The 23,668-nt window shown below is 66.1% G+C and carries 26 protein-coding genes; 15 read left to right on the forward strand and 11 right to left on the reverse strand.

Annotated elements, in window-relative coordinates:
• Nucleotides 1-103: 103 nt before the first annotated feature.
• From fabD to mltG, 7 genes are all read left to right on the forward strand, one after another.
• Nucleotides 104-1,039 carry an ACP S-malonyltransferase gene (gene fabD / locus AC1RPL_RS00235; protein WP_493067253.1) on the forward strand — a complete coding sequence of 312 codons (936 nt, stop codon included), beginning with the start codon at nt 104-106 and terminating at the stop codon, nt 1,037-1,039.
• 47 nt (nt 1,040-1,086) lie between these two features.
• A complete protein-coding gene (locus AC1RPL_RS00240) occupies nt 1,087-1,500 on the forward strand; it encodes a GxxExxY protein (RefSeq protein ID WP_493067254.1) in 414 nt (137 codons plus the stop codon).
• A 15-nt stretch (nt 1,501-1,515) separates the two neighbouring features.
• A complete protein-coding gene (gene fabG / locus AC1RPL_RS00245) occupies nt 1,516-2,256 on the forward strand; it encodes a 3-oxoacyl-[acyl-carrier-protein] reductase (protein ID WP_493067255.1) in 741 nt (246 codons plus the stop codon).
• Between the two features lie 29 nt (nt 2,257-2,285).
• Entirely contained in the window at nt 2,286-2,819 is a 534-nt protein-coding gene (locus tag AC1RPL_RS00250) for a hypothetical protein (protein WP_493067256.1), read from the forward strand.
• Nucleotides 2,820-2,919: 100 nt separating this feature from the next.
• On the forward strand, nt 2,920-3,168 hold the full coding sequence (locus AC1RPL_RS00255) for an acyl carrier protein (protein ID WP_180140491.1): 249 nt from the start codon (nt 2,920-2,922) through the stop codon (nt 3,166-3,168).
• A gap of 161 nt (nt 3,169-3,329) precedes the next feature.
• Nucleotides 3,330-4,589: a beta-ketoacyl-ACP synthase II gene (fabF, locus tag AC1RPL_RS00260; protein WP_493067257.1), complete on the forward strand. Its 1,260-nt coding sequence runs from the start codon at nt 3,330-3,332 to the stop codon at nt 4,587-4,589.
• Between the two features lie 103 nt (nt 4,590-4,692).
• Nucleotides 4,693-5,604: an endolytic transglycosylase MltG gene (gene mltG / locus AC1RPL_RS00265; RefSeq protein ID WP_493069053.1), complete on the forward strand. Its 912-nt coding sequence runs from the start codon at nt 4,693-4,695 to the stop codon at nt 5,602-5,604.
• A 142-nt stretch (nt 5,605-5,746) separates the two neighbouring features.
• On the opposite strand, the gene AC1RPL_RS00270 is transcribed toward mltG, so the two are convergent.
• The 3 genes from AC1RPL_RS00270 to glk all read right to left on the reverse strand — a co-directional run bounded on the left by AC1RPL_RS00270 (nt 5,747) and on the right by glk (nt 7,975).
• Nucleotides 5,747-6,214 (reverse strand): group III truncated hemoglobin, encoded by a 468-nt coding sequence (locus AC1RPL_RS00270; RefSeq protein WP_493067258.1) that lies wholly within the window; start codon nt 6,212-6,214, stop codon nt 5,747-5,749.
• 187 nt (nt 6,215-6,401) lie between these two features.
• The gene (gene eda / locus AC1RPL_RS00275) at nt 6,402-6,992 is read right to left on the reverse strand and encodes a bifunctional 4-hydroxy-2-oxoglutarate aldolase/2-dehydro-3-deoxy-phosphogluconate aldolase (RefSeq protein WP_493069054.1); all 591 of its coding nucleotides are present in this window, start codon (nt 6,990-6,992) and stop codon (nt 6,402-6,404) included.
• Nucleotides 6,993-7,006: 14 nt separating this feature from the next.
• Complete coding sequence (gene glk / locus AC1RPL_RS00280; RefSeq protein ID WP_493067259.1) at nt 7,007-7,975, reverse strand: glucokinase; 969 nt, start codon at nt 7,973-7,975, stop codon at nt 7,007-7,009.
• A gap of 184 nt (nt 7,976-8,159) precedes the next feature.
• On the opposite strand from glk, the gene AC1RPL_RS00285 reads away from it, so the two are divergent.
• A complete protein-coding gene (locus tag AC1RPL_RS00285; protein WP_493067260.1) occupies nt 8,160-8,828 on the forward strand; it encodes an OmpW/AlkL family protein in 669 nt (222 codons plus the stop codon).
• Nucleotides 8,829-8,921: 93 nt separating this feature from the next.
• On the opposite strand, the gene edd is transcribed toward AC1RPL_RS00285, so the two are convergent.
• The 6 genes from edd to AC1RPL_RS00315 form a co-directional block, all read right to left on the reverse strand.
• On the reverse strand, nt 8,922-10,742 hold the full coding sequence (gene edd, locus AC1RPL_RS00290; RefSeq protein WP_493067261.1) for a phosphogluconate dehydratase: 1,821 nt from the start codon (nt 10,740-10,742) through the stop codon (nt 8,922-8,924).
• Nucleotides 10,743-10,839: 97 nt separating this feature from the next.
• A complete protein-coding gene (gene pgl / locus AC1RPL_RS00295) occupies nt 10,840-11,547 on the reverse strand; it encodes a 6-phosphogluconolactonase (protein ID WP_493067262.1) in 708 nt (235 codons plus the stop codon).
• Between the two features lie 149 nt (nt 11,548-11,696).
• The gene (zwf, locus tag AC1RPL_RS00300) at nt 11,697-13,154 is read right to left on the reverse strand and encodes a glucose-6-phosphate dehydrogenase (RefSeq protein WP_493067263.1); all 1,458 of its coding nucleotides are present in this window, start codon (nt 13,152-13,154) and stop codon (nt 11,697-11,699) included.
• Between the two features lie 221 nt (nt 13,155-13,375).
• Nucleotides 13,376-14,317, reverse strand: a complete 942-nt coding sequence (argC, locus tag AC1RPL_RS00305; protein ID WP_493067264.1) for an N-acetyl-gamma-glutamyl-phosphate reductase — start codon at nt 14,315-14,317, stop codon at nt 13,376-13,378.
• The gene (locus AC1RPL_RS00310) at nt 14,314-14,508 is read right to left on the reverse strand and encodes an SH3 domain-containing protein (RefSeq protein WP_493067265.1); all 195 of its coding nucleotides are present in this window, start codon (nt 14,506-14,508) and stop codon (nt 14,314-14,316) included. Before AC1RPL_RS00310 ends, argC begins: the two co-directional genes overlap by 4 nt.
• Nucleotides 14,509-14,626: 118 nt before the next feature.
• Nucleotides 14,627-14,980 carry a MarR family transcriptional regulator gene (locus AC1RPL_RS00315; protein WP_116840806.1) on the reverse strand — a complete coding sequence of 118 codons (354 nt, stop codon included), beginning with the start codon at nt 14,978-14,980 and terminating at the stop codon, nt 14,627-14,629.
• A gap of 205 nt (nt 14,981-15,185) precedes the next feature.
• On the opposite strand from AC1RPL_RS00315, the gene secG reads away from it, so the two are divergent.
• The 4 genes from secG (at nt 15,186) to AC1RPL_RS00335 (ending at nt 18,407) form a co-directional block, all read left to right on the forward strand.
• Nucleotides 15,186-15,581 (forward strand): preprotein translocase subunit SecG, encoded by a 396-nt coding sequence (gene secG, locus AC1RPL_RS00320; protein ID WP_493069055.1) that lies wholly within the window; start codon nt 15,186-15,188, stop codon nt 15,579-15,581.
• Nucleotides 15,582-15,685: 104 nt separating this feature from the next.
• Nucleotides 15,686-17,320 (forward strand): CTP synthase, encoded by a 1,635-nt coding sequence (gene pyrG / locus AC1RPL_RS00325; RefSeq protein ID WP_493067266.1) that lies wholly within the window; start codon nt 15,686-15,688, stop codon nt 17,318-17,320.
• Nucleotides 17,321-17,404: 84 nt separating this feature from the next.
• Nucleotides 17,405-17,968, forward strand: coding sequence for a hypothetical protein (locus AC1RPL_RS00330; RefSeq protein WP_493067267.1), 564 nt, complete (start codon nt 17,405-17,407; stop codon nt 17,966-17,968).
• A gap of 4 nt (nt 17,969-17,972) precedes the next feature.
• Nucleotides 17,973-18,407: a hypothetical protein gene (locus AC1RPL_RS00335; RefSeq protein ID WP_493067268.1), complete on the forward strand. Its 435-nt coding sequence runs from the start codon at nt 17,973-17,975 to the stop codon at nt 18,405-18,407.
• Here the strand turns inward: AC1RPL_RS00335 and AC1RPL_RS00340 are convergent.
• A complete protein-coding gene (locus tag AC1RPL_RS00340) occupies nt 18,394-19,230 on the reverse strand; it encodes a helix-turn-helix transcriptional regulator (protein ID WP_493067269.1) in 837 nt (278 codons plus the stop codon). The two genes, AC1RPL_RS00335 and AC1RPL_RS00340, sit on opposite strands and share 14 nt — an antisense overlap.
• Nucleotides 19,231-19,331: 101 nt before the next feature.
• Here AC1RPL_RS00340 and AC1RPL_RS00345 point away from each other — a divergent pair, with 101 nt between their 5' ends.
• Complete coding sequence (locus AC1RPL_RS00345; protein WP_493067270.1) at nt 19,332-20,225, forward strand: SDR family oxidoreductase; 894 nt, start codon at nt 19,332-19,334, stop codon at nt 20,223-20,225.
• 196 nt (nt 20,226-20,421) lie between these two features.
• On the opposite strand, the gene AC1RPL_RS00350 is transcribed toward AC1RPL_RS00345, so the two are convergent.
• Entirely contained in the window at nt 20,422-20,814 is a 393-nt protein-coding gene (locus tag AC1RPL_RS00350; RefSeq protein ID WP_493067271.1) for a GFA family protein, read from the reverse strand.
• Between the two features lie 110 nt (nt 20,815-20,924).
• Between AC1RPL_RS00350 and AC1RPL_RS00355 the strand changes: the two genes are divergently transcribed.
• Together AC1RPL_RS00355 and AC1RPL_RS00360 are read left to right on the forward strand one after the other, a co-directional pair.
• The gene (locus AC1RPL_RS00355; RefSeq protein WP_493067272.1) at nt 20,925-21,563 is read left to right on the forward strand and encodes a peptidylprolyl isomerase; all 639 of its coding nucleotides are present in this window, start codon (nt 20,925-20,927) and stop codon (nt 21,561-21,563) included.
• Between the two features lie 195 nt (nt 21,564-21,758).
• Nucleotides 21,759-23,615, forward strand: coding sequence for a methyl-accepting chemotaxis protein (locus AC1RPL_RS00360; protein ID WP_493067273.1), 1,857 nt, complete (start codon nt 21,759-21,761; stop codon nt 23,613-23,615).
• Nucleotides 23,616-23,668 lie beyond the last annotated feature (53 nt).

The raw sequence follows: 23,668 nt of genomic DNA on the forward strand, positions 1-23,668 counted from the left end.
TCCTGTCCGGAGCGTTCATCTTGAAGGTTCGCGGGGTTGCGCGGGGCAGGGCAGGGTTCTAACCCGCGCCCCCAATATAGCGTCGCCGATTTAGGAGAGAGACATGCGCGCCTTCATCTTCCCCGGTCAGGGCAGCCAGGCCGTCGGCATGGGCAAGGCCCTTGCCGATGCGAGCGCCACGGCGCGCGAAGTCTTCCAGGAAGTCGATGACGCGCTCGGCCAGAAGCTGTTCAAGCTGATGAGCGAAGGCCCCGAGGATCAGCTGACCCTTACCGCCAATGCCCAGCCGGCGATCATGGCCAATGCCATCGCGGTGCTGCGCGTGCTGGAAAAGGAAGGCGGCATCGCCCTTGCCGACAAGGCCGATTTCGTCACCGGGCACAGCCTGGGCGAATACACTGCGCTCTGCGCCGCCGGCGCCTTCGATCTCGCCACCACCGCGAAGCTGCTGCGCATCCGCGGCGACGCCATGCAGGCCGCGGTGCCGGTGGGTATCGGCGCGATGGCCGCGATCCTCGGTGCCGACCGCGAGAAGGCCCAGGCGATCGCCGATGCCGCTGCCGAGGGCCAGGTCTGCACCGTCGCCAACGACAATGATCCGTCGCAGGTGGTGATCTCGGGCCACCGCGAAGCCGTTGAGCGCGCGCTGCCGATCGCCAAGGAAATGGGCGCCAAGCGCGCCTTGCTCCTGCCGGTCTCCGCGCCTTTCCACTGCCCGCTGATGCAGCCTGCCGCCGATGCGATGGCAGAGGCGCTCGCTGCCGTGGCGATCCAGGCGCCGCTGGTGCCGGTCTACGCCAACGTCACCGCCGCCCCGGTGGCGGATCCGGACACGATCGCCAGGCTGCTCGTCGAGCAGGTCACCGGCATGGTCCGCTGGCGCGAATCGGTGCTGGCGATGTTTGCGGCCGGCGTGACCGACTATGTCGAGTTCGGCGGCAAGGTGCTGGGCGGCATGGTCAAGCGCATCGCCCCCGACGCCGCGCCGGTGAGCGTGGTGACGATGGACGACATCGAAGCGCTGGTGAAGGTGCTGTAAGGTAGATTTGTTCGCGCAGAGGCGCAGAGAGCGCAGAGGAAGATGGCTTGGAGGATATCGATCGTATCAGTGGTGATGTGGTCGATGTCGCGATTCGAATTCATCGCGAACTCGGTCCTGGCCTCTTAGAGCGTGTCTACGAAACGATACTCGCTTCGCGTCTGGCAGCCATTGGGTATTCGGTGGCGCGCCAGCGCGCCATCAATATCGAGTTTGAAGGAACACTCATCGAGGGAGCCTTCAAGATCGATCTCTTGGTCGACGAAAGGCTGCTCGTCGAGATCAAGTCGCTTGAACGTCTTGCGCCGGTGCATGCGAAACAGCTGCTGACATATCTCAGGCTCACTGGTCAGCCCGTGGGGCTGCTAATCAATTTCGGCGGCGAGACGCTCAAAGAGGGCATCCGGCGGCTGGTCAACAACCACAACCCCTCTGCGCTCTCCGCGCCTCTGCGCGACTAAAAAAGGAACGAAACCATGTTCGACCTCACTGGCATGACCGCACTCGTCACCGGCGCTTCGGGCGGTATCGGCTCGGCCGTCGCCAAGGCGCTGGCCGCGCAGGGCGCCCGGCTCGCGCTTTCGGGCAGCAATGCCGAGAAGCTCGAGGCCTTCCGCGCCGAGCTTGGCGGCGATCATGTTGCGCTGCCTTGCAACCTGTCCGACGCGGCCCAGGTCGATGCGCTCGTCCCCCAGGCAGTGGAGGCGCTCGGCGGCAAGCTCGACATCCTCGTCAACAATGCCGGCGTCACCCGCGACAACCTCACCATGCGGATGAAGGACGAGGAGTGGGACCAGGTCATCACGGTGAACCTTGAAGCCGCCTTTCGCCTGATCCGCGCTGCAGCCAAGCCGATGATGAAGGCCCGATTCGGCCGCATGATCTCGATCACGTCGGTTGTCGGCGCCACCGGCAATCCCGGCCAGGCCAATTACGCCGCCTCCAAGGCCGGCCTGGTCGGCATGTCCAAGGCCGTCGCGCAGGAGCTCGCCAGCCGCAACGTCACGGTGAACTGCGTCGCCCCGGGCTTCATCCGCTCGGCGATGACCGACGTGCTGCCCGAAGCGCAGAAGGCCGCGCTGCTCACCCGCATCCCGGCCGGCGACCTCGGCACCGGCGAGGACATCGGCGCCGCCGTCGTCTATCTCGCGAGCAAGGAAGCAGGCTATGTCACCGGCCAGACCTTGCATGTGAACGGCGGGATGGCGATGCTGTGAGTCTGGCGGGGGCTGGAGTAATTAAGTCTATGCGTCTCTTCGGAATCGCGGCGCTCGCCGTCGTAGCCCTTTCAGCCCCGGCCCATGCCGCCGATCTCGCGACGATCGATTGCGTGATCGGCAAGCTCAAGCCCGCGCTCAGCCAGCAGATCGAGAAGGATATCACGCGCAACATGGGCGAGCCCGCGGTGCGGCCCACTTATGATCCGGCGGTGGGCAGCGGCATCTCTATCGCGGCCAGGGAATGCGCCGACGCGAATAAATGGTCCGATGCGGCGCTGGAGGCCGCGCGAATCTACACGCTCGCCAGGCTCGGCCAGCCGATCGCCGAAAAGTCGGTCGTCGCCCAGGGTTTCGAGACCGGCGAGCTCGAGGCGCAGTTCGACGCGTTGCCCGAAGACACAAGAAATCGCCCGCTTACCAATGAGGAAATGCAGCAGTTGGTGATCGCGTCGGTCACCGAGGAAGCGAAGCAGACTCGCGCAAACGCGTCGCTTCTCAACAAATATTTCCTCTTCCTCAGCACCGTGCGCTACGCTGCCTGGCAGTTTTCGCAGGCCTGAACCGCACGGTGCAGGCGCGCACCCTCTTGCAACGGCACAATGTGCGATCTAGGTGCGTTCCAACGAATTGAGCCCCTAGCTACAAAGGAAAACAGGGACCATGGCCACTCAGGAAGAGATCACCACCCGCGTGACCGCGCTTGTTGTCGATCATCTTGGCGTCGACAAGAACGATGTCACGCTGACGGCGAGCTTCATCGACGATCTGGGCGCAGACAGCCTCGACATCGTCGAGCTGGTGATGGCGTTCGAGGAAGAATTCGGCGTCGAGATCCCCGACGATGCGGCTGAGAAGATCAGCACCGTCGGCGACGCGGTCAACTACATCTCCGAGCACCAGGCGGGCTGATCGCCCTCCAGGCGATCGTGCCCGTATGGGCCGAGCTTGAATCAGCGGCTCCCCGTCCCGGGCTCGAAAAGAGTTGGGCGGGGAGCCGTTTTGTTTATGGCCATGGAGCGATTTCGATCGTTCCCATGCGCGAATATCGTGAAGTTTGACGGAGAAGACGGATGCGCCGTGTAGTTGTCACCGGCCTTGGCCTCGTCACCCCGCTGGGTGCTGACGTCGAGACTGCCTGGAAGAACATCATCGCCGCCAAGTCCGGCGCGGGCACGATCACGCGCTTCGACGCGACCGACTTCCAGAGCAATTATGCCTGCGAAGTGAAGCCGGCGGACCATGAATATGGCTTCGATCCGAACAAGCGCGTCGATCACAAGGTCCAGCGCCAGGTCGATCCGTTCATCATCTACGGCATCGATGCCGCCGGCCAGGCGATCGAGGATGCCGGGCTGCTCGACATGGACGAGGCGACCCGTTTCCGCGCCGGCTGCTCGATCGGTTCGGGCATCGGCGGCCTGCCGGGCATCGAGAGCGAATCGCTTGTGCTCGCCGAAAAGGGCCCCAAGCGCGTTTCGCCGCACTTCGTCCATGGCCGCCTGATCAACCTGATCTCGGGCCAGGTCAGCATCAAATACGGCCTGATGGGCCCGAATCATGCGGTGGTCACGGCTTGCTCGACCGGCGCCCACTCGATCGGCGATGCCGCGCGGATGATCGCGATGGACGATGCCGACATCATGCTCGCCGGCGGTGCCGAGAGCACGGTCTGCCCGATCGGCATCGCCGGCTTCGGCCAGGCCCGTGCGCTCTCGACCGGCTTCCGCGACGAGCCGTGGCGCGCCAGCCGTCCCTGGGACCAGGGCCGGGACGGCTTCGTCATGGGCGAGGGCGCCGGCGTGGTCGTGCTCGAGGAATATGAGCATGCCAAGGCGCGCGGCGCGAAGATCTATGCCGAAGTCGTCGGCTATGGCCTGTCGGGCGATGCCTACCACGTCACGGCGCCGCATCCCGAGGGTTCGGGCGCGTTCCGCTCGATGCAGATGGCGGTGAAGAAGTCGGGCCTGGCCCTTTCGGACATCGATTACATCAACGCCCATGGCACTTCGACGCCGCTCGGCGACGAGCTCGAGCTGGGCGCGGTGCGTCGCCTGTTCGGCGATGCGATCGGCGATCTCTCGATGAGCTCGACCAAGTCGGCGATTGGCCATCTGCTGGGCGGCGCGGGCGCGGTGGAGAGCATCTTCTGCATCCTGGCGCTGCGCGACCAGATCGTCCCGCCGACGCTCAACCTCGACGATCCGAGCGAGAATTGCGCGGGTGTCGATCTCGTCCCGCACAAGGCCAAGGAACGCAAGGTCAAGGCCGTGCTGAACAACTCGTTCGGCTTCGGCGGCACCAATGCCAGCTTGGTGATGAAGGCTGTCTGAGGAGACGCCAGCGCCGGCAGCACGGCCCGTCAGGCCCGCCAGGAAGCGGCGGCTTGGCGGCTGTGCGCTGCTCGTCGCGATCCTGGTGCTGGTCGCCGTCGGCATGGGCGTGCTCCAGCTCTGGGGCGGGGCAGGGCCTGCGAAGCAGAACCTCTCGGTCCTGATTCCCGAGGGTTCCAGCCTGTCGCGCGCTGCCACCGAGCTGGAAAAGGCCGGCGCGATCGGCTCAGCGCGCCAGTTCCTCGTGCTCGCCAAGATCCTTGGCGGCAAGGATCCAATCAAGGCGGGCGAATATCGCGTGCCAGCGCATCTCAGCCAGTCCGACATCCTCAAGATGATGCAGGGCGGCCGCACGCTCCAGCGCTTCGTCACCATCCCCGAGGGGACGCCCTCGATCGTGGTCTATGAGACGCTGATGAAGGCGCCGCAGCTGAGCGGCACGATCGAAGTGCCCGTCGAAGGCACCGTACTGCCCGACTCCTATGCCTATAATCGCGGCGACACCCGCCAGGGCGTGCTCGATCGCATGCAAAAGGCGATGGCCAATTACCTCGCCAAGGCGTGGGAGGCCCGCAAGCCGGGCATCGCGGTCAACGATCCCCGCGACGCGCTGACGCTCGCCTCGATCGTCGAGAAGGAAACCGGCAAGGCCGAGGAGCGCAAGACGGTCGCCGCGGTCTATTCGAACCGCCTGCGCCAGAACATGATGCTCCAGGCCGACCCGACCTTCATCTACCCGATCACCAAGGGCAAGCCGCTGGGCCGCCGCCCGCTGCTCTCCGAAGTGCACGCGAAGAACGCCTACAACACCTATGAGATGACCGGCCTGCCCGCCGGCCCGATAACCAACCCCGGCCGCGCCAGCATCGATGCGGTGCTCGATCCGGCGTCCTCGTCGGCACTGTACTTCGTGGCCGACGGCACCGGTGGCCATGTGTTCGCCGACACGCTCGAGCAGCACAATGCGAATGTGCAGAAATGGTACGCCATCCGCCGCGCGCGCGGGGAGATGTGATCCAAAACTCCCTCTCCCTTTGGAAGAGGGAAGGGCCCCGCCGCCGCAGGCGGTGGGAAGGGTGAGGGCAACCTCACCGCTCGACCCTCACCCTTCCGCCGCTTCGCGGCTCCCTCCCGCTCCCAAAGGGAGAGGAATTGGATCAAGCAAACCCCTCGCCCGGCCCCAGACCCAGCTTCCCGTGGTGATGGATCGCGATTCCGTTGAGGAAGCTGTTGGCGATCGTCCGGGCGCGTTCATGCACATGTTCGGCAGCATCCCCTCCGCCGATCTCGGCCAGCGTTGCAGCGAACAAGTCCAGCCAGCGCGCGAACATCGCCTTGTCGAGCCCGGGAATGGCCAGGTGCACCGGCATCGGCCGCCCGAGATACTCGCCGCTGCTGAACAGGATCGAACGCCAGAAGCGCTTCATCTGGGCGAGGTGCGGTCCCCAATCGGCGATCCGCTCGGCAAAGATCGGGCCGAGCACCGGATCGGCCTGGATGCGGCCGTAGAAGCGATCGACCAGTTCCGAGACGAACACGTCGTCGATCCCCATCTTGGCGGCCGCGCGCCGCTTCTCTTCGCGCATCGCGGTGGCGTGGGGAGAGGGGGTGCCGGTCTTTTTCATCGCGGCTATCTGGGGGCGCCGGCCGCCGATGCAAATGGGACATTCTGTCCCGTAGCACCCGCTCCCGCTGGGAGCGGGAACGCGCCCACGAGCGTAGCGAGTGGGAAGGGTGAGGGCAGCCTTGCCTCTCGACCCTCACCCTTCCGCCGCCTTCGGCGGCTTCCCCCCTCTCCAACGGGAGAGGGACCTAGGCCTTCAGCGAAGCCGCTTCGCGCGCTAGCGCCTCGACCTGCTCGTAGCTCGCGCCCTTCGGCGTAACCCAGCTGCCACCCACGCAAAGGATCGGATCGAACGCCAGCCACTCGGGCGCAGTCGCCGCCGAGATGCCGCCGGTCGGGCAGAACTTGCACTGGTAGAAGGGTGCCGCCAGCGCCTTCAGCGCCTTGAGTCCGCCCGACGTCTCCGCGGGGAAGAATTTGAAGTGGGTTAGCCCCAGGTCGAGCCCGCGCATGATGTCGCCGGCATTGGCGATGCCGGGCAGATAGGGCACACCGCTGCGAGTGATCGCGTCGCCCAGGCGATCGGTCAGCCCCGGCGAGACGATGAACTCGGCATCCGCCTTCATCACCTGCTCGAACTGGTCGGTGTTCACCACCGTGCCCGCGCCGACGATCGAGCCTTCGACCTTCTTCATCTCGGCGATCGCTTCCAGCGCCGCCTCGGTGCGCAGCGTCACCTCGAGCACGCGCAGGCCGCCCTTGACCAGCGCTTCTGCCAGCGGGCGCGCCGTGGCGGCGTCTTCGATCACGAGCACCGGGATCACCGGCGCGGTCTTCATGATGGCTTCGATATTCAAAGTGCGTGCTCCTGCGCGAACGCCGCGGCGGCACCGTACAGGCCCGGCTGCGGGTGCGTGATGAGCTTCACCGGAATGGAAGACATCAGACCCTGGAACCGGCCCTTGGCGACGAACCGCTGGCCGAAGCCCGACTGCAACAGATGGTCCTTCAAGCGCAACCCCAGACCGCCGGCGATAACGACGCCCTTGGGCCCGTGCGACAGCGCCAGGTCGCCCGCGACCGCGCCCAGGCTCAGGCAGAAGCGGTCGAGCGCGGCCACGGCCAGCTCGTCCTTGCCTTCCAGCGCCAGCGTCCAGATCGCCTTGTCGTCCAGCCGGCTGACCGGCTTGCCTTCCAGTTCCGCCAGCGTCTCGTACAGCGAGACGATCGCCGGTCCGGCCACCACGCGCTCCTTGGAAACGCGGTTGTAGATCTTGCGCAGCCGCTTCACGAGCGCGTCCTCGATCGGGTCGAGCGGGGCGAAGTCGCTATGCCCGCCTTCGGTGGCGATCACGTCATATCCGGCGCGGTGCCGGAACACCTGCGCGACGCCCAGGCCGGTGCCCGGCCCGCACACGGTTATCGATCCCTTGTCGGGCAGCGCGCTATCGGGCCCGCACAGGTGCAGGAAATGCTCCTCGCCCATCTGCGCGACCGCATGGCCGATCGCCTCGAAGTCGTTGACCACCGTCCAGGTGTCGGCGCCCAGCCGCTCGGGAATCAGGGCAGGGCGGATGATCCAGGGATTGTTGGTCAGCTTGATGATGTCGCCGCCCACAGGCGATGCCACCGCCAGCGCCGCCGCCTTGGGCAGCGGCCGGCCGAGCGCCTCGCCATAGGCCTGCCAAGCGAGCTGGAGGCTGGGATGCTCGGCCACCTTCTGCGTGATCGGCTCGCTGATCGAGACGACGCGGCCGTCCGCCACTTCGGCAACGGCAAAGCGGGCATGCGTCCCGCCGATATCGACCGCGACGACTTCCATGCCTTCTCCTCACGCCTCTCCACACACCGCCTTGGTATGGCAGCGTTGTCGGCGCCCTTCTCTAGGTTAGCGGCCCGGAAGTAAAGCGGCATCCGGTGTCGCGGGCGATCCATTTTTTGCGCGCGGTCAAGTTGCGGCGAGGGGCGCGGGCGTAACGCGACCTCCTCAACCAAGGAGACCCATGATGCGCCGCGCTTTCCCTCTCGCACTGGCACTCGCCGCCGGCATCGCCATGCCTGCCTACGCACAGGACGAGACCGGCATCGCGGCCGGCGACGTCCTCGTCCGCCTGCGTGGCATCCTGGTCTCGCCTACCGAAAAGGCCGGGCCGATCACTCCGGGCGTACCCACCGGCTCGGTCAAGGTCGATGACGGCTACATGCCCGAGATAGACTTCACCTATATGGCGACCGACCATATCGGCGCCGAGCTGATCGTCTCGACCACCAAGCACAATATCCAGGGCACCGGCGCGATCGCCGGCCTCGGCAAGGTCGCCGACACCTGGGCGCTGCCGCCTACGCTGACACTGCAGTACCACTTCGCCCCGAAGAGCCATGTCCGGCCCTATGTCGGCGCGGGCGTCAACTACACGATCTTCTATTCGAGCGATGCCAGCGACTCGCTCAACGGCGCGCTCGGCGCGACCAAGGTTAAGCTGGACGACAGCTTCGGCTATGCGCTCCAGGCCGGCGTGGACGTCGACATCACCAAAAAGGTCTTCGTCAACCTGGACGTCAAGTTCATCGACATCGACACCACCGCACGGCTGACCACCGGCGGTGCGGTCAACAAGATTAATGTCAGCCTCGATCCGTTCGTGTTCGGCGCGGGCATAGGGTTCCGCTTCTAGGGAGCGGGGGAGGCGTCTTTCGGGTTCACCCCAACCAAAGGGCCCGGAAGGCGTCGGGCGGCGGCTTGCCCAGGTCGCCGCCCGTTTTCCGTTTTAGAGCCCGGCTTCGGCCAGCATCGCCGATCCGCCCTTTTCGGCTTCGTCGCAGTGGTTGCGCAGCATCGCGAACAGCTCGCGGCCGGTGCCGATCGCCGGCGGCGGCGTCTCGGCCTGTTCGCGGGCATCCCACTCGGCCGCATCGACCAGCGCCGTCAGCACGCCTTCCTCTGCGCAGACGCGGACGATATCGCCGTCGCGCAGCTTGCCGATCGGCCCGCCGCCCAGCGCCTCAGGGGAGAGATGGATCGCGCACGGCACCTTGCCGCTCGCCCCCGACATCCGCCCATCGGTCACCAGCGCGACCTTGAAGCCGCGATTCTGCAGCACGCCCAGCGGCGGCGTCAGCTTGTGCAGCTCGGGCATGCCGTTCGCCTTGGGGCCTTGGAAGCGCACTACCACCACGATATCGCGGTCGAGTTCGCCCGCCTTGAAGGCTTCCTGCACGCTCGCCTGGTCCTGAAAGACGCGGCACGGCGCTTCGATCGTCCAGCGCTCGCGCTCGACGGCGGACACCTTGATGCAGGCGCGGCCGAGATTGCCCTTGAGGATGCGGAAGCCGCCTTCGCTCGAAAAGGGCTCGGCGGCCGTGCGCACGATCGTATCGTCGCCGCTTGCCGCGCCGTGCTCGGTCCAGACCAGTTCGTCACCGGCCATTTCAGGCTTGCGGCCATAATCGGCCATGCCGCCCTTGCCGACGGTCAGCACATCGCCGTGCATCAGCCCCGCGCCCAGCAGCTCGCGGATCACGAAGCTCGGGCCGCCGGCATCCTCGAAGCCGTTCACGTCCGCCGAACCGTTCGGATAGACCCGCGCCAGCAGCGGCACGACGCGCGAGAGCCGGTCGAAATCGTCCCAGTCGATCGAGATCCCCGCCGCCCGCGCGAATGCCGGCACATGGATCAGGTGGTTGGTCGAGCCGCCGGTCGCCAGCAGCACGATCGCCGCGTTCACGATCGCCTTCTCGTCCACGACATGCCCGATCGGGCGGTAGTCATCGCCGTTCCAGCCGATCTCGGCGAGCCGGTGTACGGCCGCGCGGGTCAGCTCCTGGCGCAGCTTGGTGCCGGGATTGGCGAACGCCGCGCCCGGCATGTGCAGGCCCATCGCCTCCATCATCATCTGGTTGGAGTTGGCGGTGCCGTAGAAGGTGCAGGTGCCCTTGGAATGATAGGCAGCGATCTCGGCGTCGAGCAGTTCGTCGCGGCTGACCTTACCCTCGGCATAGAGTTCCCGGATCTTGGCCTTTTCCTTGTTGGCCAGCCCCGATCGCATCGGGCCGCCGGGCACCATCACCATGGGCAGGTGCCCGAAGCGCAGCGCGCCCATCAGCAGCCCCGGCACGATCTTGTCGCAGATGCCGAGCAGCGCCGCGCCTTCGAAGGTGCGGTGCGAGAGAGCGATCGCGGTGCTCAGCGCAATCGTGTCGCGGCTGAACAGCGACAGCTCCATGCCCTGATAGCCCTGGGTCACGCCATCGCACATCGCCGGCACGCCGCCCGCTACCTGTGCGGTGGCGCCGGCCTCGTGCGCCCAGATCTTCATCTGCTCAGGGTATCGGTAATAGACCGCGTGCGCCGACAGCATGTCGTTGTACGCGGTCACGATCCCGATGTTCATCTTGCGCCCGGCCTTGAGCTCATCGCGCTGCTCGTCGGTGCCGGCATAGGCATGGGCGAGGTTGGCGCAGCCGAGCTTCAACCGGTCGTTGCCCGAGGCCAGCTCGGCCTCGACCAGCGCGAGATAGGCCCGGCGCTTGGCCTTGGACTTCTCGATGATGCGATCGGTAACCGCGGCGATTTCGGGATGCAGCGACATAAATTACTCCGTTCGCCCTGAGCTTGTCGAAGGGCGGTTCTTCCGACCCGTCGCGCTATGGTGCTTCGACAAGCTCAGCACGAACGGGTGTTCAAGTTCAGGCCGCCCAGTGGATATCCACCGGCAGCTCGACATCGGCGAGTACGCGGCCGACCGGGTAGGACGAAGATGCGCCCTGTTCGATCGCCGATTGGAGCACTTCCTTCTTGGTGTCGCCGGTGATCGCGATCATCAGCGCGCGCGCCGTGGTGATCGCCGCGCGCGACAGTGTCACGCGGGCAACCGGGGCTTCCGGGGGAAGCGGATCGGGCATCACGCCCAGCGCGCGGCGCTCCTTGGGGCCGTTCAGCGCCTCGTCGAAATCGGGCCCCGGGAAGATTGAGGCGCAATGCCCGTCGCCGCCCACGCCGAGCAGGCACAGGTCGAGCGGCCAGTGCACATCCTGGAGCAGCGCATCGGCCGAGCGGCCCGCCGCCTTGTAGTCCGGCGCCTTGTCGCTCACGAGCGGGATCACCCGCGCGCCCTTGGGGATGAAGATCTTGCCGATCGCGGTGACATTCGACAGCGGATCGCCGAGCGGCACCAGCCGGTCGTCGCCCGGGATGATTGTCACGCGCTTCCAGTCGATCTTGGCCTTGGCGAGCTTCTCGTAGATCGGAAGCGGAGTCTTGCCCCCCGCCAGCGCGATCACCGCGGCGCCGCGCGCATCGATCGCGCTCTCGATGATGAAGCCGATATCGCCCGCGACGGCCTCGGCCATCTCGTCGGCATCGTCATAATCCCACCATTCGATTTCGGTCGTCATGTTCTTTCCTTGCGCTTCAGGTGGGTATCCAGGGTTGAAAAATCATCGTCATGCTGAACTTGTTTCAGCATCCAACCCGCCCCCGGCGATATCCCTTGCGGAGAGTTGGACCCTGAAACAAGTTCAGGGTGACAGCTACCCCTCAAAAATCACTCGTTCCACGTCACCCCGTCGCGCTCCGTCAGCGCGACCGAGGCGCTCGGCCCCCAGCTGCCCGAGGCATAGGGCTTGGGCTTCACGCCGCTGGCCTTCCAGCCGTCGCGGATCGCGTCGATCCATTCCCACTGCGCCTCGACCTCATCGCGGCGGACGAACAGCGTCGGGTCGCCTTCGATCAGGTCGAGCAGCAGCCGCTCATAGGCGATGCGGCGCCGCGTGCCGGCGAATTCATGCTCCAGGCTCAGGTTCAGCGGCACTTCGGCCAGCCTTATCCCGTCGCGGTCGAGCCCGGGCTGCTTCGCCATCACCAGCAGCTGGATATATTCCTCTGGTTGCAGGCGGATCACCAGCGTGTTGGGCTTCAGCGCCCCGCCGCGCTCCTCGAAGATCGAGTGCGGCACCGGCTTGAAGGTGATCACGATCTCGCTGCGGCGCTCGGCCAGGCGCTTGCCCGTGCGCAGGTAGAAGGGCACGCCGTGCCAGCGCCAATTGTCGACATGCGCCTTGATCGCGACGAAGGTCTCGGTGTCGGAGGGCTTCTCCAGGTCGGTGTCGTAGGAACGGACGATCTCGCCCTTCACCGCGCCGCCGCCATATTGGCCGGTCACGGTCAGGTTGGGCACATCGGCGCCCTGGATCGGGCGGAGCGAGCGCAGCACCTTCACCTTCTCGTCGCGGATCGCGGTGCCGTTGAAGCGGGCAGGGGGCTCCATCGCGATCAGCGCGAGCAGCTGGAGCATGTGGTTCTGCACCATGTCGCGCAGCGCGCCGACATCGTCATAATAGCCCGCCCGGCCTTCCAGTCCGACCGTCTCGGAGACGGTGATCTGGACATGCTCGATGCCCTGCGCGTTCCACACCGGCTCGAACAGCGAATTGCCGAAGCGCAGCGCCAGGATGTTCTGCACCGTCTCCTTGCCAAGATAATGGTCAATCCGGAAGGTTCGGTCCTCCGGGAAGGCCTCCGCGACGATGTCGTTGACGACGCGGCTGGAGGGCAGGTCGAAGCCCAGCGGCTTCTCCAGCCCGATGCGCACGTTCGATCCGGTCAGCCCGGCCGATTCAAGCCCCTTGATCGTCGGCCCGAACAGCGAAGGCGCTGTCGACAGGAAGATCGCCAGGCCGCCCGAGATATCGCCCAGCTTCTCCGCCAGCGCACCGAAGCCGTCGGTCTTCGACGCATCGAGCGCCTGGTAGAACAGCCGATCAAGAAAACCCCCGACAGCGCTGTCATCCTTGCGGTCGGCAGGAAGGAAATGTTCGAGCGCTTCGCGGGCGAATTCGCGGAAGCCGGCATCGTCATGATCCGATCGCGCGGTGCCGGTGATCGTCAGGCCTTCGGGCAGCAGCCCATCGGCATGGAGGCCATAGAGCGAGGGGAGCAGCATCCGCTGGGAAAGGTCGCCGGTGGCGCCGAACAACAGCAATTTGCCCGCGGGCTGGCTCATGGGTCGCCTCTCTTCTTCGTTTCGCGCCCCGGAGACACCAACGCGCAGGAAAGATCAAGGCTGGTGGCAAAGGTTACTGACGGAAACCGGTGGCATCCATTCCGTCTTCCCGGCCTTTCCCTTCGTCATCCCCGCGAAGGCGGGGATCAGGATAACAGCGCGATGTCCTTCGTGGCTCTGGAGCCCGCCTCGCGGGGATGACGGGAAGAGAGCTTTTCGGCTTAAAGCACAAGTCCCTCGGTCTGTTCGAACCCAGCCATGATGTTGAGATTCTGCACTGCGGCACCCGCGGCACCCTTGCCGAGATTGTCGAGCGTTGCCACCAGCCGCGCCTGGCCGGTCTCGGCATTGCCGAACACCCTGAGCGATAGCCGGTCGGTGCCCGCATCTTCCTCGATCGTCACCGCGGTCACGTCGTTCGGCAGCACCCGCACGATCGGCGAATCCTTGTACGCTTCGCGCAGCGCGTTCTCGATCGCCTCCAGCGACGGCCGCCGGGTGAAGGCGTGGAGGGGCAGGGGCACTTCGACCAGCATTCCGCGATAGGTCCGCACCACCGCCGGCTGGAAGATCGGCGGATGCACGATACGAGCATGCTTGGTCATTTCGGGCACATGCTTGTGCCCCAGGCTGAGCCCGTAATTGCGGAACGCCGTCTCGGTATAGGTCGCGCCCTTGGCGTCCTCGAACTCGGCGATCATGTTCTTGCCGCCGCCCGAATAGCCCGAGACGGCGTTGACGCTCAGTGGAGCATCGTGCGGTACGAGCCCGGCACGGACCAGCGGGCGAATCAGTGCCAGGAAGCCGGTCGGGTAGCAGCCTGGATTTGAGACGCGCGCCGCCTCGGCGATCTGCGCCGCCTGGCCCGGCTCCAGCTCGGGAAAGCCATAGGTCCAGCCATCGGCGACGCGGTGCGCGCTCGATGCGTCGATCACGCGGACCTTGGCGGCCTTGATCATGTCGACCGCTTCGCGCGCCGCTTCGTCGGGCAGGCACAGTATCACGAAGTCCGCCGAATTGAGCGCGTCCTCGCGCTTTGCGGCGTCCTTGCGGTCCTTGTCGCCGAGGATGATCTGCTCGATTCCCGCGCGGCCATCCAGCCGTTCGCGAATTTCCAGGCCCGTGGTGCCAACGGCGCCGTCGATGAATACCCGGATGGTCATGCCGCCGGCCGCTCCAGCACCGAAGCCGGAACATAGCCCACCAGCTTCTGCCCCGGGGCGACACCCCAGGCATGGTCGCCGGCGAGCTCGAGCACTTCGAACACGTCGCCGCGCTGCAACTGGGTCAGCACGTCCGAATCGGGCCTGGGACCCGCATGCAGCGAAACGGTGGAGGCGATGGCACGTGGCATAGGTGCAGCATAATGGGGTGCGAACACCCGATCCGCCAGACGCACGTCTGCCAGGTCACGACGCACGGCATCGACCTTGGGATCGATGGCTACCGAACGACCCTTCAGCGAGAAACGCTTACGCGCTGGCCCTGCGGGCGACTGGCTCGGCGAGGTGCCCGCCGGCGAGGAAATGCCCGAATTCTGCAAGAAACTCTGCCCCTTCTGCGGTCTTGGCGACGAAGATGTTCCGCTTGTCGGTATCGTCGCGCTGACGGCGCAGATAGCCGAGCGTGCCCAGACGATTCAAGGCACGCGTGACGACGGGCTTAGAGACGTTCAAAGCCCGTGCCAATCCACGCACGGTATGGGGGCCGGGATCCAGATAGACGAGCATCAGCAGTGCCATTTGCCGATTGGTAAGGTCCGGTTCGCCAGATCGCACATAGTCGATCAGCGTGTTCTTCCACGAAGAAAGCGAGCTGTCGGTCATTGCGTTCACGGCATATACTCTGTTGTTACGCCCCCGGTACGCCAAGGGTCTTCATCTCAACGCGCATGAAACGATCCGGTTTCGCTCCGGCTGCGAAATGTTACATCTTTGTTGGGCATGTCCGGCATGAAGGGGCGAGCCGGTGGTTGATCGCGGCGGGCTGCTCCCCTATGTGCCGCCTTTCTTGAAGAGGTCCGCGCGCTACATGTTTACCTTCCTGCTCATCATCCAGGCCTTCATCGCGGCGGGTCTCGTCGGCGTGATTCTCGTGCAGAAGTCGGAGGGCGGCGGCCTCACTTCGAGCGGCAGCCCATCGGGCCTGATGTCGGCGCGCAGCGCGGCGGACTTCCTGACGCGCAGCACCGCGGTCCTCGCGACGATGTTCATCCTGATGTCGATCGCGCTCGCCTTCCTGGCGGCGAGTCGCCACGGCTCGACGATCGATGCGTCGCTCCAGCGCGCCACCCCGGCCACTGCGCCCCAGGCGCTGCCGACCTCGGCTCCTTCGGGCAGCGCGCCGTTCGCGCCGGCCCAGGGCAACGCCACCGTGCCCGCCGCTCCGGCGGCCCAGGGCAACAGCGCGGTTCCGATCGCCCAATAATTCGCCGACCCGGGGCGATCCCGGGTTCGTCCACAAAAATAGTGCCCGGTGGCGTGATTCGCACGCTTCCGGCGCGCGTCCATTCACGTTAGGCGTTTTCTCCCATGGCGCGGTATATCTTCATCACCGGCGGCGTGGTCTCCTCGCTCGGCAAGGGTCTCATGGCAGCGAGCCTCGCAGCTTTGCTCCAGGCTCGTGGCTATCGAGTCCGCATCCGCAAGTTCGATCCCTATCTCAACGTCGATCCCGGCACGATGTCGCCGCACCAGCATGGTGAGGTCTACGTCACCGATGACGGCGCCGAGACCGATCTCGATCTGGGGCATTATGAGCGCTTCACCGGCGTTCCCTCGCGCCAGAGCGACAACATCACCTCGGGCCGGATCTACAAGACGATCATCGAGCGCGAGCGCCGCGGCGACTATCTGGGCGCCACCGTCCAGGTGATCCCGCACGTCACCGATGCGATCAAGGTCTTTGCCCAGGCCGATACCGAAGACCTGGATTTCGTGCTGTGCGAGATCGGCGGCACGGTCGGCGACATCGAGTCGCTGCCCTTCGTCGAGGCGATTCGACAGCTCAGGAACGATCTCGGCCGCGGCAACTCGGTCAGCGTCCACCTGACCCTGGTGCCGTACATCGCCGCCGCCGGCGAGCTGAAGACCAAGCCGACCCAGCACAGCGTGCGCGAGCTCGCCTCGCTCGGCGTCCATGCCGATGTCATCGTCTGCCGCAGCGAAAAGCCGCTGCCGGAGAGCGATCGCGCCAAGATCGCGCTGTTCTGCAACGTGCCCGCCTCGTCGGTCATCCCGGCGCTCGACGCGAAGACCATCTACGGCGTGCCGCTCCAATATCATGCCGAGGGGCTCGACATCGAAGTGCTCCGCGCCTTCGGGATCGAAGCCGGCGAATCGCCCGATCTCACCCGATGGGAGCAGATCGTCGATCGCATCGAGAATCCCGAGGGCGAAGTCACGATCGGCGTGGTCGGCAAATATATGGGCGTGCCCGACGCCTATAAGTCGCTCACTGAAGCGCTCACGCACGGCGGCATCGCAAACCGGGTCAAGGTCAATATCCGCTGGCTTGACGCCGAGCTGTTCGAGCATGACGACCAGGAAGAGATCACTGCGCAGCTCGAGCCGCTGCACGGCATCCTGGTCCCTGGTGGCTTCGGCGAGCGCGGCAGCGAAGGCAAGATCGCCGGCGTGAAGTTCGCGCGCGAGCGGGGGGTGCCGTTCTTCGGCATCTGCCTCGGCATGCAGATGGCCTGTATCGAAGGCGCGCGGGCAGGCGGCGTAACCGACGCGTCCACCACCGAGTTCGGCCCCACCGCAGAGCCGGTGGTCGGCATGATCACCGAATGGATGACCACCGACGGCCTCCAGACGCGCGAGGCCGGCGGCGATCTCGGCGGCACGATGCGCCTCGGCGCCTATCCGGCCAAGCTGGGCGGCAATTCGGTGGTTTCCTCGATCTACGGCGCGGACGAGATCAGCGAACGCCATCGCCACCGCTACGAGGTCAACACCCATTACAAGCCGGTGCTCGAAGCCGGCGGCCTGGTTTTCTCCGGCATGTCGCCCGACGGGGCGCTGCCCGAGATCGTAGAGCGACCGGACCATCCCTGGTTCGTCGGCGTGCAGTTCCACCCCGAACTCAAGTCCAAGCCCTTCGAACCGCACCCGCTCTTCCGCGGCTTCATCGAAGCCGCGGTGCGGCAGAGCCGGCTGGTTTGACGATTTAGGAAAGGCCGGGCCGCAACGCCCGGCCTTTTCTTTTGAACCGCGCCCACGCTACAGCCCCAACAAAAGGGGCGCCGCATGTCGGATTTCGAATTCATCTTCTCTTTGTTCGGCCTGCTGCTCGGCCTGTCGCTCGCCGAAGTGCTCGGCGGGCTCGCCAAGGCGATCGAGGCGCGGCTGCGTCCCGACTCCGCGATCCGCATCGGCTGGCTGACCCCGCTGCTTGGCGCCTTCGTGATCCTCGACCTGCTGTCCTTCTGGCAGGCCGCCTGGGTCGTGCGCGACGTGGTCGCCGTCTCGGGCAAGGCGCTGATGGCGATCACTGCCTTTGCCGGCGCCTATTATCTCGCCGCCCGCCTGGCCTTCCCCCGCGAGGCCGACGAGCAGCCGGACTTCGACGCGCATTTCTTCCGCGTCCGCCGTGTCGTCATCGGCGTGATGTTCGCGCTGCTGCTCTGCCAGCTCGGCTGGTACGCCAGCCTTCCCAAGCTCGCTCCGCACTTGGTCCGCCCGCTGCCGCTCGGGCTCACCGGGGTCCTTGTTGCGCTGATGCTCGCCGCGATGTTCGTCCGCGGAGAGCGCTGGGCGCGGGCGGTGATGCTTGCCCTCGTCGCGCGCTATGTCGTGGTCTATCTGCTCTAGCTCCATGCGGCGGCGCGAAACACCGGAGAACGAGGCTACCAGGCAGGCACTGATCGGCTGGTCGGCGCTCGTGCTGGTGCCGGGCATGCTTTTCGTCTTCGGGCTGATCTATCTGGTCATGCCGCCCTACAAGCCACCGCCGCAGAACTGGGCCAATGGCACCTATACCAATCCCTGCTGCGCCCCGCTGGTCCTGCGCGACGGCGTGCTGGCGACGGGAGACAGCGACACGCACTATGTCGTTTCGGACGACAAGTCCGGACACCAGATCGAAGTCGCAACCGGCATCGGCGTGCGAGGCGGCAAGGTGGAGTTCGGCGGAACGCTCGCGTTCGTCCACTTCAACGACCCGCCACGCTATGTGCATGGTGCGGCGAAGTCGCTCCATTTATATGGGCTCGACGATTATCGCGCCTACACGTTTGTCAGGCAGGAATAGCGCGCGCCTCCACCGCCGCCCGGATCTTCGCTGCCACCTCGGGGGTGGCCGGATTGTAGATCATCAGGTTGAGTTCCGGCCGCCCCTCCACTGCGAAGGTCGAGAATTCCAGCTCGATCATGCCCAGCTCGGGATGCCGTAGCCGCTTCACCCCGTCGCCGGTGTGTCCGGCGACGTCGTTGCTCCGCCACAGCGCGTCGAACACCTCGCTGGTCCGCGACAATTCCTCGACCAGTGCGCTGATCTCCTGCGATGCGCCCGCCCGGGTGACGTCAGCCCGGAACGAGGCGACGACGAAGCGCGCCACGCGCATCCAGTCCTCCTGTGCCGCCTGCACCCGCGAATCGGAGAACATCCGCCGCAGGATGTTGCGTTCGGCCGGGGGCAGGGTGCCATAGTCGGCTAGCGTCGCCGCTGCCGCGTCGTTCCAGGCGACCACGTCCCAGGTCGCCGTCCGGATCATCGCCGGCACATATCCCATCGCATCGAGCACCCGCTGCAGCCGCGGCGAAATCCCTTCGGCTCCGCGATACTTAGCTTCGGGCGGATGGCCGAAGGCGAGCATGTAGAGATGCTCGCGCTCGGGCTCGGTCAGCATCATGCCCGCAGCGAGCCGGTCGAGAACATCGGCCGAGGGCGCTCCGCCGCGGCCCTGTTCCAGCCAGGTGTACCAGGTCGCGCTTATGTTCGATCGCTGCGCCACTTCCTCGCGCCGCAGCCCCGGCGTCCGCCGACGCCCGGCACCGAAACCGAAGCTCGCCGGATCGAGCCGGGTGCGCCGGTCGCGCAGAAACCTGCCCAGGGGGGTGCCGATCTCTTCCACAAATGATCCTGTTGTTCGTTATACTAGGATAAGCTCACTACTTTAACAGGAAGCGAACCGGGGCCACAACAGTCTTTCGAACGACAAACGGAGTATTCCCCATGCGTGTCTTCCTCACCGGCGCCACTGGCTTTATCGGCTCGCGCATTGTCCCCGAGCTGCGCGCCGCCGGCCATCAGGTGCTCGGCCTCACGCGATCTGATGCCGGCGCCGCCGCGCTCGAAGCGCAGGGTGCGGAGGTTCATCGCGGCACGCTCGAGGATCCCGCCAGCCTCGCCGCCGGAGCGGACGCCGCGGATGCGGTCATTCACACTGCCTTCGATCACGACTTCTCGAACTTCGTCGCCAATTGCGAGAAGGACGGGCGGGTGATCGCGGCGATGGGCGAGGCGCTCAAGGGCACCAGCCGCCCGCTGATCATCACCTCGGGCACCGGCATGGGAACGCCCGGGCCGGGCCAGCTTGCCGATGAGGATGTGTTCAACCTTGACCACCCCAATCCGCGCTCGATCTCGGAGATCAGCGGTGCGAAATTGCTCGATGCTGGCATCGACGTCCGGATCGTCCGTTTGCCCCAGGTGCACGACACGCATCGCCAGGGGCTGATCAGCCCGATGATCGACATCGCCCGGGCAAAGGGCTTCGCCGCTTGGATCGGTGATGGCGCCAATCGCTGGCCGGCCGGGCCGGTTGACGCCGTGGCGAAGCTCTACCAGCTCGTCCTCGACAAGGGCGAGCGCGGCGCGCGCTATCATGCAGTAGTGGAGGAGGGCGTGGCCGCCCGCGAAATCGTTGAGACCGTCGCCGCCGGGCTCGGCCTTCCGGCCCGTTCGATCAGCCCGGAAGAGGCCCCGGCCTATTTCGGCTGGCTCGGCATGCTCGCCGGCCTCGACATGCCCGCCTCCAGCGCGAAGACGCGCCAGCGCCTGGGCTGGCAGCCGAGCGGACCGAGCCTGATCGAGGACCTCAAGGCGATGGATTACGCGGCGGTCTGAACGCTCCGGCCTTCGAAGTTTGCAGCTCCAGCGATTCCCCTCCCTGCAAGGGAGGGGCCAGGGGTGGGTTAGAAAAGGTCGGGCTCGATGCCCGGCCTTTTCTTTTTTTTCGAGCCGGCTGGCTGGGCGCCCCCGGCGTTCGCCGGGGGCGCAACCCACCCCGCCCCCTCCCTTGCAGGGAGGGGAGAGTTCGGGCCTACTCCTCAAACCGCCCCACACCCTCCCGATCGCGCACATAATGATGCGCAAGCGGGAAGGGCGGCAGCCAGGATTCGCGGCGGATCGTCCAGTTCTCATAGGTGGGAACGAACTGGTCCGGAGCATCCAGAGAACCCAACGTCACTTCGATCTCGTCGGCATAGCGCGCGAACACCGACGAGCCGCAGGTAGGGCAGAAGCAGCGCCCCTTGTAATCGCGCGTCTCGCCGGTGATCGTCACCGCGTCCTGGGCGAAGATCGCCGTGGCGTAGAACAGCGCGCCATGGTGCTTGCGGCAGTCCAGGCAGTGGCACAGCCCCACGCGATAGGGCGCGCCGACAGCCTCGATCCGCACCGCGCCGCACAGGCACCCGCCGGTAACTCGTTCCATGCCGTTGTCCTTCTTGATCCTTCGGTCGCGGAGCTTCACAGCCCCGTTCCCGCCTCCATCGGCAGCAAAACCCTTCCAAACGCCACCCGGTTTCGACTAGCGGGAAGGGCATGCGCATCTTGTTCGCCTTCCTCGCCCTGCTCTTCGCCACCGCCGCCGCCCCGCAGCAGGCTGGTACGATCCGCGTCCGACTGGTCACCTCGGCGGGCAATATCGTCGTCGCGCTCGATGCGAAGCGCGCCCCCAAGACCGCCGCCAACTTCCTCGCCTATGTCGATGACGGCCGGCTCGACGGCACCGAATTCTATCGCTCGGCCCGGCGCAAGGGCGATGCCATCCACGGCTTCGTCCAGGGCGGTATCGGCACCGATGCGCGCCGCATGCTGCCCTCGGTGCCGCTCGAATCGACCGCGCAGACCGGTCTCAAGCATCTCGACGGCACGATCTCGATGGCCCACGGCCCCAATCCGGACGGCGCCAACTGCAACTTCTCGGTCATGGTCGGTCCGAACCCCGGGCTCGACGCGCGGGGCCAGTTCCGCGGCTTCGCGGCGTTCGGCAAGGTGATCTCGGGCATGGACGTGGTGAAGCGCATCCTGGCGATGCCCACCGGCGGCGGCCGCGATGCGATGAAGGATCAGATGATCCTCCAGCCGGTCAAGATCCTGCGTGCCGAGCGGCTCGACGGCGTGGCGCGGCCCACCGGCCGCGTGAAGCCCTGGCTGATCGGCGTGCCCGCGTCGCGATGATTCCGCTCCGGGAAGCCCTCGGTACCACCGGAAACAATCCGGACATTAATTTTCATCCATTTTGGAACGATCGCCCGCGCCCTTCCTAAGACGGGAGTGGGATAGATCGAAAAAGCCCTCCGCTCGCAGGCTCCTCGCGTCTTGCCCGAATCTGTTCGGATGCCGTCCCCCTGGGGTGCGGCAAGGAGGAAATTGATGTTCATTCGGAATATGCCGATCCCGCGAAAGCTCGCGGCGGCCTTTGTCACGCTCGTCTGCATCTTCGCCGGCATCGGCTGGCTGCTCTTTTCCAGCCTGCAGACGGTCGGCGCCGCCTCCGCGGACAAGGAGCGTGCGTTCGACGTCACTGCCAGTGCCAACCAGATCATGACCCAGATCCTCGAGGAGCAGAGCGCGATCCGCGCCTTCGTCATTCTCCGGAACGCCGACTTCCTGGCCACCTATGGCGATGCCCGCAAGAAGGTCGATGCCTCCGCCACCGCGTTTCGCAGCGAGACCAGCCTGCCTGAACAGCGGGCGCGGATGGACAGGCTCGTCGCCGCCGTCGCGGAACTCGACGGCAAGCTCGATCACATGGTCGCGCTGGCGAAGAACCCGGCAACGCAGGGCGAGGCGCAGCAGCTGGCTGGCGTCAAGCAGCTCGGCAAGATCCGGGACATCATGAGCGAGATCAACACGGTCCAGGAGGATCGCATCGCCTCGACCCGCAAGGTGGAAGCCGAAGCGCGTGCCGGCGCGGTGGCTGCCCTGTCGATCGGCGGCGCGTTCGGCATCGCCATGGCGGTGCTGCTCGGCTGGCTGCTCACCTCGATGATCGCGCGTCCGATCAAGCGGATGACGTCGCTGATGGGCCGCCTCGCCGGCGGCGAGAATTCGATCGAGGTGCCCGGCACCGAGCGCAAGGACGAAGTCGGCGGCATGGCCAAGGCGGTGCTGGTGTTCCGCGATGCTGCCGTCGCCAAGGAAAAGGCGGATGCTGCGAAGCTGGTCGCCGATGCCGAGCAGAAGCACGTCGTCACCGAGCTCACCAACGGCCTGGACAGCCTGGCCAAGGGCGACCTGACCGCGGAGATCAACAGCGAGTTCGCGCCCGACTATGGCGCGCTCAAGACCAACTTCAACTCGGCGTTGGCTTCGCTGCGCACGTTGATCGGCTCGGTCGTCGAAGGTGCCGCGAGCATCCGCACGGGATCGGGCGAGATCGCCCAGGCCTCGGAGGATCTGGCCCGCCGTACCGAGAGCAATGCCGCCTCGCTCGAGGAAACCTCGGCGGCGATCAGCCAGATGGACGGCCGGCTCAAGGCGACTGCCCGTGCGGCGGGCGATACGCTGTCGCGGGCCGACCAGGCGATCGCCACCGTCGGGGATGGCCGCTCGGTCGCCGATGAGGCGGTCCAGGCGATGGGCCGCGTATCGGAAAGCGCCAAGGGCATCGACAGCGTGATCGAGGGCCTCGACAAGATCGCCTTCCAGACTCGCGTGCTCGCCATGAACGCCGCTGTCGAGGCGGGCCGTGCGGGTGAGGCCGGCCGCGGTTTCGCGGTCGTCGCCGATCTCGTCAGCGCGCTCGCGATGCGCGCCGAGGAAGAAGCCGGCCGCGCCCGCGACCAGCTGACCGCCACCCAGACCGACATCGTCGCGGCGGTGGAGATGGTCCAGAAGGTCGACGGCGCGCTCGTCGCCATCTCGGGCGATGTCGACCAGGTCCACGACCTGCTCGCCAACATCGCCGGCGACAACGAGGCGCAGTCCTCCGCCGTCACCCAGATCGCAGTGGCGATCGGGACGATGGACCAGGCAACCCAGCAGAATGCCGCGATGGTCGAGGAGACCTCGGCAGCGGCGCGTAACCTGAGCTCCGAAGTCCAGCTGCTCTCCGAACAGGCCTCGGCGTTCAATATCGGCTCGGGCCAGGCTCCGGCGCGGCGCCCTGCCGCTTCCGGGCGCGGCATTCGCGAGAAGGTCGCGCCGGGCTATGCGTCGCCCGTCAGGCCGCTGCCGGCCGCCGCGGTCGCGGCGCTCACGCCGTCGGACGACTGGGCCTCCTTCTGAGGAAATCTCGGAAATCAAGTGAACCTGATGCAAGTTAGGAACGCAGCTCACCT

The organism is Sphingomonas sp. GW821-FHT12D09 (assembly GCF_058807215.1).

Bases quoted from the DNA above. Each gene is read 5' to 3' on its own strand.
- fabD (WP_493067253.1), top strand. From the start codon at position 104: ATGCGCGCCTTCATCTTCCCCGGTCAGGGCAGCCAGGCCGTCGGCATG.
- fabG (WP_493067255.1), top strand. From the start codon at position 1,516: ATGTTCGACCTCACTGGCATGACCGCACTCGTCACCGGCGCTTCGGGC.
- AC1RPL_RS00250 (WP_493067256.1), top strand. From the start codon at position 2,286: ATGCGTCTCTTCGGAATCGCGGCGCTCGCCGTCGTAGCCCTTTCAGCC.
- AC1RPL_RS00255 (WP_180140491.1), top strand. From the start codon at position 2,920: ATGGCCACTCAGGAAGAGATCACCACCCGCGTGACCGCGCTTGTTGTC.
- fabF (WP_493067257.1), top strand. From the start codon at position 3,330: ATGCGCCGTGTAGTTGTCACCGGCCTTGGCCTCGTCACCCCGCTGGGT.
- mltG (WP_493069053.1), top strand. From the start codon at position 4,693: ATGGGCGTGCTCCAGCTCTGGGGCGGGGCAGGGCCTGCGAAGCAGAAC.
- AC1RPL_RS00270 (WP_493067258.1), bottom strand. From the start codon at position 6,214: ATGAAAAAGACCGGCACCCCCTCTCCCCACGCCACCGCGATGCGCGAA.
- eda (WP_493069054.1), bottom strand. From the start codon at position 6,992: ATGAAGACCGCGCCGGTGATCCCGGTGCTCGTGATCGAAGACGCCGCC.
- glk (WP_493067259.1), bottom strand. From the start codon at position 7,975: ATGGAAGTCGTCGCGGTCGATATCGGCGGGACGCATGCCCGCTTTGCC.
- AC1RPL_RS00285 (WP_493067260.1), top strand. From the start codon at position 8,160: ATGCGCCGCGCTTTCCCTCTCGCACTGGCACTCGCCGCCGGCATCGCC.
- edd (WP_493067261.1), bottom strand. From the start codon at position 10,742: ATGTCGCTGCATCCCGAAATCGCCGCGGTTACCGATCGCATCATCGAG.
- pgl (WP_493067262.1), bottom strand. From the start codon at position 11,547: ATGACGACCGAAATCGAATGGTGGGATTATGACGATGCCGACGAGATG.
- zwf (WP_493067263.1), bottom strand. From the start codon at position 13,154: ATGAGCCAGCCCGCGGGCAAATTGCTGTTGTTCGGCGCCACCGGCGAC.
- argC (WP_493067264.1), bottom strand. From the start codon at position 14,317: ATGACCATCCGGGTATTCATCGACGGCGCCGTTGGCACCACGGGCCTG.
- AC1RPL_RS00310 (WP_493067265.1), bottom strand. From the start codon at position 14,508: ATGCCACGTGCCATCGCCTCCACCGTTTCGCTGCATGCGGGTCCCAGG.
- AC1RPL_RS00315 (WP_116840806.1), bottom strand. From the start codon at position 14,980: ATGACCGACAGCTCGCTTTCTTCGTGGAAGAACACGCTGATCGACTAT.
- secG (WP_493069055.1), top strand. From the start codon at position 15,186: ATGTTTACCTTCCTGCTCATCATCCAGGCCTTCATCGCGGCGGGTCTC.
- pyrG (WP_493067266.1), top strand. From the start codon at position 15,686: ATGGCGCGGTATATCTTCATCACCGGCGGCGTGGTCTCCTCGCTCGGC.
- AC1RPL_RS00330 (WP_493067267.1), top strand. From the start codon at position 17,405: ATGTCGGATTTCGAATTCATCTTCTCTTTGTTCGGCCTGCTGCTCGGC.
- AC1RPL_RS00335 (WP_493067268.1), top strand. From the start codon at position 17,973: ATGCGGCGGCGCGAAACACCGGAGAACGAGGCTACCAGGCAGGCACTG.
- AC1RPL_RS00345 (WP_493067270.1), top strand. From the start codon at position 19,332: ATGCGTGTCTTCCTCACCGGCGCCACTGGCTTTATCGGCTCGCGCATT.
- AC1RPL_RS00350 (WP_493067271.1), bottom strand. From the start codon at position 20,814: ATGGAACGAGTTACCGGCGGGTGCCTGTGCGGCGCGGTGCGGATCGAG.
- AC1RPL_RS00355 (WP_493067272.1), top strand. From the start codon at position 20,925: ATGCGCATCTTGTTCGCCTTCCTCGCCCTGCTCTTCGCCACCGCCGCC.
- AC1RPL_RS00360 (WP_493067273.1), top strand. From the start codon at position 21,759: ATGTTCATTCGGAATATGCCGATCCCGCGAAAGCTCGCGGCGGCCTTT.